The 6,508-nt window shown below is 54.3% G+C and carries 12 protein-coding genes; 10 read left to right on the top strand and 2 right to left on the bottom strand.

Going from position 1 to position 6,508, the window contains the following annotated elements; all coding sequences use genetic code 11:
* The 6 genes from GS535_RS04160 to GS535_RS04135 all read left to right on the top strand — a co-directional run.
* On the top strand, positions 1-273 hold a 273-nt coding region (locus tag GS535_RS04160; RefSeq protein WP_202401653.1), incomplete at its 5' end, for a hypothetical protein.
* A complete protein-coding gene (locus GS535_RS04155) occupies positions 254-1,459 on the top strand; it encodes a DUF2213 domain-containing protein (protein ID WP_160792613.1) in 1,206 nt (401 codons plus the stop codon). The genes GS535_RS04160 and GS535_RS04155, both read left to right, overlap by 20 nt.
* A 4-nt stretch (positions 1,460-1,463) precedes the next feature.
* Positions 1,464-1,958, top strand: a complete 495-nt coding sequence (locus tag GS535_RS04150; RefSeq protein ID WP_160792612.1) for a hypothetical protein — start codon at positions 1,464-1,466, stop codon at positions 1,956-1,958.
* 18 nt (positions 1,959-1,976) lie between these two features.
* Positions 1,977-3,008: a DUF2184 domain-containing protein gene (locus GS535_RS04145; RefSeq protein ID WP_160792611.1), complete on the top strand. Its 1,032-nt coding sequence runs from the start codon at positions 1,977-1,979 to the stop codon at positions 3,006-3,008.
* 3 nt (positions 3,009-3,011) lie between these two features.
* On the top strand, positions 3,012-3,422 hold the full coding sequence (locus GS535_RS04140; RefSeq protein ID WP_160792610.1) for a hypothetical protein: 411 nt from the start codon (positions 3,012-3,014) through the stop codon (positions 3,420-3,422).
* Entirely contained in the window at positions 3,422-3,856 is a 435-nt protein-coding gene (locus tag GS535_RS04135; RefSeq protein ID WP_160792609.1) for a DUF4054 domain-containing protein, read from the top strand. Before GS535_RS04140 ends, GS535_RS04135 begins: the two co-directional genes overlap by 1 nt.
* Before the next feature lie 331 nt (positions 3,857-4,187).
* On the opposite strand, the gene GS535_RS04130 is transcribed toward GS535_RS04135, so the two are convergent.
* Positions 4,188-4,349 carry a hypothetical protein gene (locus GS535_RS04130; RefSeq protein ID WP_160792608.1) on the bottom strand — a complete coding sequence of 54 codons (162 nt, stop codon included), beginning with the start codon at positions 4,347-4,349 and terminating at the stop codon, positions 4,188-4,190.
* An 87-nt stretch (positions 4,350-4,436) separates the two neighbouring features.
* Here GS535_RS04130 and GS535_RS04125 point away from each other — a divergent pair, with 87 nt between their 5' ends.
* From GS535_RS04125 to GS535_RS04110, 4 genes are read left to right on the top strand one after another with little or no spacing between them, the layout of a single operon-like run.
* Positions 4,437-4,940 carry a hypothetical protein gene (locus tag GS535_RS04125; protein WP_160792607.1) on the top strand — a complete coding sequence of 168 codons (504 nt, stop codon included), beginning with the start codon at positions 4,437-4,439 and terminating at the stop codon, positions 4,938-4,940.
* Positions 4,930-5,325: a hypothetical protein gene (locus GS535_RS04120; RefSeq protein WP_160792606.1), complete on the top strand. Its 396-nt coding sequence runs from the start codon at positions 4,930-4,932 to the stop codon at positions 5,323-5,325. Before GS535_RS04125 ends, GS535_RS04120 begins: the two co-directional genes overlap by 11 nt.
* Positions 5,271-5,846: an LIC_12616 family protein gene (locus GS535_RS04115; protein ID WP_160792605.1), complete on the top strand. Its 576-nt coding sequence runs from the start codon at positions 5,271-5,273 to the stop codon at positions 5,844-5,846. The genes GS535_RS04120 and GS535_RS04115 overlap by 55 nt, the downstream gene beginning before the upstream one ends.
* Entirely contained in the window at positions 5,843-6,064 is a 222-nt protein-coding gene (locus tag GS535_RS04110) for a hypothetical protein (RefSeq protein ID WP_160792550.1), read from the top strand. Before GS535_RS04115 ends, GS535_RS04110 begins: the two co-directional genes overlap by 4 nt.
* Here the strand turns inward: GS535_RS04110 and GS535_RS04105 are convergent.
* On the bottom strand, positions 6,021-6,404 hold the full coding sequence (locus tag GS535_RS04105; RefSeq protein WP_160792549.1) for a hypothetical protein: 384 nt from the start codon (positions 6,402-6,404) through the stop codon (positions 6,021-6,023). The genes GS535_RS04110 and GS535_RS04105 overlap by 44 nt on opposite strands.
* Positions 6,405-6,508 lie beyond the last annotated feature (104 nt).

The following is a 6,508-nucleotide window of genomic DNA, read 5'->3' as shown; positions in this document are numbered from 1 at the left end:
ACTGACCAAAACAATAAGATCAGTCAGTTTGTCGAACGCCAGCGCGCCTCTGAGCTGGGCCTTAAAGAAGCCTATTGGCGGCATGTTTGCGGTGGGCGTTTCTCCCGTGAAGACCATCGCCGCGCTGATGGCATGCGGTACGACATCGCTAAAGGCTGCTTTATTTCGGGCCAATACATCCAACCCGGGCAGCTCGTGAATTGCCGATGCCGTGCCGAATATATCATTCCCGGTTATAATGATTGGAAATCCCATGGAACGACTAGCCATTGACCGCATGGGCTCCGTGCGCACCTTTGACAAGGATGGGCGGCTGCATGTGGAAACCACGCCCATTAGCAAGGCCAATATTTGCGGCTATTTTGGCCGTGAAATCCCTCGCTCTGAAGAGCTTGGACTCAAACCCGAACAGACCTACCGTCTGCTCCGTGACCCTATCGAACTCGAACGTGGCGCTGCGACCTTTAACGGCCTCCCCGTTTTAGATGATCACCCCACGAACACTTCACGCGTCACCGCTGCCGACCCGCAAAAGCATATCGTTGTGGGCTCGACGATGCGAAACGCCATCTTTGAAGACCCCTACCTTAAAAACGGGCTGACCATCTGGGACGGCCCACTGATTGAGAAGATCAAATCTGGCCAGCAGCGCGAGTTGTCCTGTGGCTACGATTACGATGCCGATATGACACCGGGCACCTACAAGGGCGAGCCCTATGACGGACGCATGACCAACATTCGCGGCAACCACGTGGCTCTTGTGCCCAATGGCCGCGCTGGGAGTGACGTCATCGTTCACGATACTGCACAAGGAGCGCCAATTATGGCCGAAACAAAAGACAAAGCAGGCTGCGACAGCCAAGACAATGCGTTGCGCGACATCTTAGGCGAAGACGCCGAGGACGATACAATCAACGCGATTAAGAAGCTCTTCGCCTCCAGCGCCAATGACGGCGATGATGACGACGATAAAAAGAAGAAACCCGCCGAAGACGATGATGATGCGGACGACGGCAAGCCAACTGCCGAGGATGAAGGCGACGACACAGAGAAGTCCGCTGAAGATGACGATGAAGACGGCCCCAAGAAGAAGCCAGCAGAAGATGATGACGATGAAGACAAAGAACGCGAGCGCAAGGCCGCAACCGACAGCGCCATCAACCGCGAAGTAGAGCGTCAGATTAAACTAGAACGGCAACGTCAACGGGCCGCCAATGATGCCCGCCAGCTTGTCCGTCCTCTTGTTGGCGAGGTGCATGATCTTGATAGCGCCCGACAGATTTACCGCTACGCGCTTAGTCAGCAGGGCATGGCCAATGACAGCCTCACCGGCGTCAATACGCCCGGTTTGAAAGCGCTGGTGGAGGCCAAAATCAACGCCCTTCACCCGACACCGTCTGCCCCGATTGCCAACGACAGCGCGTCACTGCCCTTCACACCGCCCCGCCAGTTAGGATAACCCTATGCCCACCGAATTTCAGAGAACCGTTAATTACACATGGCCGCAAGGCTACGCCGGGGCCATAGCGTCGGCCAATCCACGCCGTTCCGTCATTTCTCCTGAAGCGGGCTTTCGCGTTGGCTCTTCCGGGCTGGTGATTGCCGCTTTCGCTTGGGTCAATCAGGACGGCATGACCGTTTCCAACACAGGCAGTGGAAAACCTACGGGCTTCGTTCATCGTGACCAACAAGGCTTAACCACCCAATATTTGCAAGGCGCAACGATGAGCATCCCGGCAGGCTTTGCCGTCACGCTCTCATCTGGTGGCGATTACTGGGCGCTTTCCCAGACGGACGCCACTGTTGGGCAGTCTGTTTATGCCTCGACCAAAGATGGCACACTCCAAACGGCAGCCCCCGGCTCTGCTCCACAAAATACCGTTGATACGGGCTGGATCGTCACACAAGGCGCGCCCGCTGGAACAGAAATCATCATCACCGGCCCCATCACCGCTTAATCTTCTTACAGGACACTCATGGCACAGATTACGCCTGCTCAACTCAAGCAGTATTATGGCGTGCATGGCGTGCAGGACTATAACCCATCCCGCATGGCTCATGACGCCGCCGTTACCGCTCCCAATAGCGGCATTCCCAATATCTTCAGCACCTTTACAGACCCTCGCGTCACCAAGGTGCTCATCACCCCTACCAAAGCAGAAGAAATCTACGGTTCTGCCAAAAAAGGCGATTGGACTGTCAACACCGCGCAGTTTCCCCTCGTGGAAATGTCTGGGCAGACCGCCTCTTACGATGATTACAGCCAAAATGGGGATAGCGACGCGAACGCCAACTGGATTGTGCGTCAGTCCTTCCATTACCAGACATGGACAAAATGGGGCGAGCGTGAAGCTGAAATGATGGGCGCGGCCAAGATTGGCTGGGCGGCTCAGAAAAACGAAGCCTCTATCTCTATCCTCAACAAAACACAGAACCGCATTAGCCTGTTCGGTGTAGAAGGATTACAGCTCCGTGGCGCACTTAATGACCCAGCCCTTCCCGCTGCTCTTCAGCCTACCCCCAAAGTGACCGCATCAGGAACGGCCACAGGGGGAACAGATTGGCTGAGCACCACTGACCCTAATCAGGTCTACAACGACATCCTCAAAGCAGTTCAGAAAATCCTCGCACAAATGGGCGGGAATGCTGACCTTGAAAGCAAGATGACGTTAGTCATCCCCACAACACGTCAGCAATGCCTGCTCTACGCGAACCAGTTCCGCACCACCGTGCGCGACCTGCTGAAAGAAAACCTACCTAATCTGACGATCAAAACACTTCCTGAAGCAGGCTCTGACCTCGCAGGGGGCCTTAGCAAGACCACTCAATTCCAGCTCTTCTTAGAAGAAGTGGATGGTCAGAAGACCGTTGAGACCGCCTTCACCGAGAAACTCCGCGCCCACACGGTCGAGCGCTACAGCTCAAACATTCGACAGAAGAAATCACAGGGAAGCTGGGGCACACTTTGGTATTACCCTGTCGCCTGCGTCACGATGGTAGGGATTTAAGACATGGCCAACTTTGTAACCGTTTTATGCCGCCTTCCTTCTGGTATTGAGCTAGAACTGCACGACCTCGGCATTCTTAAAGAGCGAGCGAGTTCCGACGCGCCGATTGGTCTCGCTTCTGTCCCACGCCAGTCTGTTCTACTTAATGGCGCCAAACATGACCCAACCTATCATCCCGCTGAAGGGCGTCTCTTAGGTCGTGCTGGACGTACGCAAGTAGATGCGGACTTTTGGAACGCATGGCTCAAGCAAAATGAGCGCAATGAGCTCGTCACACGTAAGCTTGTCTTCGCAGAGGCCAATCCCACAAAAGCGGATGCTGCTGTAGCAGAACTCGCCAAAGAACGCACAGGATTAGAGGGGGTCGATCCAGAAAACCTCCCTAAAGACGTGAAAAGAATGGAGAAAGAATAATGACCGCCGGTGTTGTTGAGTTCTCCTACACGGACTGGGCGGCGGCCTTCCCCGACCTTGCGCAGAGCGTGAATGAGACGCAGGCACGGATGCTGTTCCGGCAAGCATGTCGGTTCCTCAACAACACCGCCTTCTCCATTGTGCAAGACGTTGAGGAGCGGCAGGACTTGCTCTGGCTTCTCATGGCTCATCTCGCCCAGCTTGGCCTCAACGCCAGCGGGGCGGGCTCTACAGGCACGCAAGGCGGCGTGGGGCGCATCGCCTCCGCCTCCCGTGGCTCCGTTTCCGTCTCATTCGATGGGGCGGGCCTGCCTTCCCATGCGGGCTGGTTTACCCAAACGCAATACGGCCTCACCTACTGGCAGGCTACCGCTCAATATCGCCAGATGAGGATGACCCCCGGACGCCCTCATCCGGCGAGGATTTGGCCGTGAGGTGCGATAGAACATCAGAGAGAGCCGTTTGCCGCTCATTGATAAGAGCAACAAGGCGCTCATGAAGCCAAGGCGGCGTCTCATTCTGTCCCGAAGCCCACCGTCGCATCGTGCGGCTATTAACGCCAAGAAGAACGGACAAATCTGTCTGCCAACGCTCGCCAAAAAGAGACTGACCAACGCGACACAAAAGGTCTGCATCAACCATTACAAAGAAAGCCCAATCGCGGCGCCGCACAGTAAGCCCACGCCCACAGCAGCGTAGAGAACGTATTTACTATCAAGAAAACGGTCGATCATTTTCATCATTTTTCTCCCTCGGGGAAGGCGCTTAAAGCGCCTTGATGAGAGTAATAAGAGCGCTCATAGCGGCCGCCACTGCAACAACGACTGCCGTTGCAACTTTGAGCCTTTCCGTTCTGATTTGAGCGAGCTTCAAAGCCGTATCGGCATTTAAGTTTCGGATACGGGCTTTTTCTTCAATGGTCATCATTTGGTCTCTCCAAAATTGGATGGGCTTCGTTGCCGCGTCCATGTCCTATATTTAGGACATACCCCTTATGTCGTCAAGTGAAAACCTATGTCTTCTTCCATAAAAGGCGGTGCAAAAATGGCCGCCCATCTTAAAACATTCCAAGAAAACCTTGGGAAGAAGAAGACCGTCAAGGTCGGCTTCTTTGAAAACGCCACCTACCCAGACGGCACGTCTGTGCCCATGGTGGCCGCCACGCAAGAGTTCGGCTCGCCCGTTCAGAATATCCCAGCACGCCCCTTCATGCGCCCCGCTTTTGAGGAAAACCATGAGCAGTGGGGCAAAGCCATTTCAGGTGTTCTGAAGACCAGCAATGGAAGTATGGAGGGAGCCTTAAAAGCCGCAGGCGGTGCCGCTGCTGAGGATATTAGAAAAGCCATTCAAGCCGTTCATGAGCCCGGTTTGGCCGTCAGCACCATCAAGGCACGCTTGCGGGACTGGGAAGAAACCGGCGCTTTTGAGAAAGACGCTGACCTTCAAAAGCCGCTCATCCGCACGGGACATATGCTTAACTCTGTGTCCTATCAGGTGGAGGATGACGATGGTTCTTGACCTCTACGATATGGCGCTTGGCTTAACGACGGCAGTCAATCCTCTGATAGAGGGCGTGCTTAGGCGCTCTACAGGCCCCATCAGGAACACCGATTATAGCGTCAGCGATGGCTATGAGGACATTCCCGTTCAGATGGAGGTTCAGGCCCTGTCAACGTCTGACCTTCAACTGCTGGACAACCTCCAGCAACAATCCGATGCCCGTGCGGTTTACCTTCGCGGCGCTGCAAATGCCCTTAACCGCCCCCTTCAAAGCGGCGGCGATGTGCTGGTCTTTGACGGATCTGAATGGCTCATAACCCAAGTTCTCGAAGAGTGGGGAGAAGACGAATGGCGCAAGGTGATCGTTACGCGGCAAATCGCACAACCACAAACATCCAACTAACTCCAACCGAACCACAGATTATGAAGGCACTTGGGGACTGGCTGGAGACGGTGCTCCCGTCAGGTTGGGTCGTGCTACAAGCCCAGCAAAACCGCGCGACACCACCACTCCCTCCCTTCGCGCTTATGCAGATCATTTCTCGTAAGCGCAAAGCCACCAATAGCCGCGAGTATCACGACCAGAGCGTGACCATCATTCAATCGCTTATCATGAGCATTCAGGTCACACTCTATGGCACGGGCGCGGGCGATGGGGCGGTGCAGCTTAATACCGCATGGCGTGATCATGACGCGGTCGCCTTTTTCCGTGATGTTCTACCTGAAGCCGCCCCTCTCTACGGATCAGAGCCCAGACAGCACCCCTTCACCACCGCTGAAAAGCAGTATGAGGACACATGGTCACTTGACCTCGCCCTTCACGTCAACAGCCGCATTACGCGACCCGTTGAGAGCGCGAAGGAGCTCACGATGACGGCGGAAAGTGCTGACAAGCTTCTTACAAAAACGGAAACTTTATCATGAACACTCTCTCTTCTTTTGTTGGCTATCCCGCTTACGTGACACGTTGGACGATAGGCCGCGTCTCATTACGCGCTGTATTGGCGGGTATGTTCCTGCGTTTGTCCGTCTCCCTTTTGCGCCCTCATTTTACTAAGAAGACGCGCAACGATGTCAGTGACGCAGGAACGTACGCCCTTAATCAGATTCTCCTCGAGCTTTATCATCAGCGTAAGTCTTAATGTCATGCTCCCAGCCATCAAGAATATCACGTAATATCACTGGGAAATCTTTTTTATGCCCCGGCCCGTCCAATAACGGTTCAATAGTATTCTGTAGAATGGTCGCCGTTTTATCTGTCTCACATAACAGGGCACAGATGATGCGACGCAAAATCTTCGCCTCGTATTCTTGCCTTACATCATGCTTTTCGCCGTCTGACATACGTTGTTGTTCTATTGGCGTCGGCCCACTTGGGAACCCAACACCAACATTGAGACTCCCAAAACGGCGTATATGTTCTGCGTCGTTATGCTCAATGCGAGAAGCTACTTCTCTAAGATACGCACAGCTCGAATTCATGTGAGTGTCCCTTTCTAAAAAACGTTCCCTACCCCCTCGTTAAAGGAGCGTCGTTCATTGAGCAATTACACGCTCATACATGCTCTCCCACCACAACAGGAACC

Origin of the sequence: Saccharibacter sp. EH611 (assembly GCF_009834765.1) — a bacterium.
Taxonomy (GTDB): Bacteria; Pseudomonadota; Alphaproteobacteria; order Acetobacterales; family Acetobacteraceae; genus Saccharibacter.
This window is presented reverse-complemented; position numbering and strand designations above follow the sequence as displayed.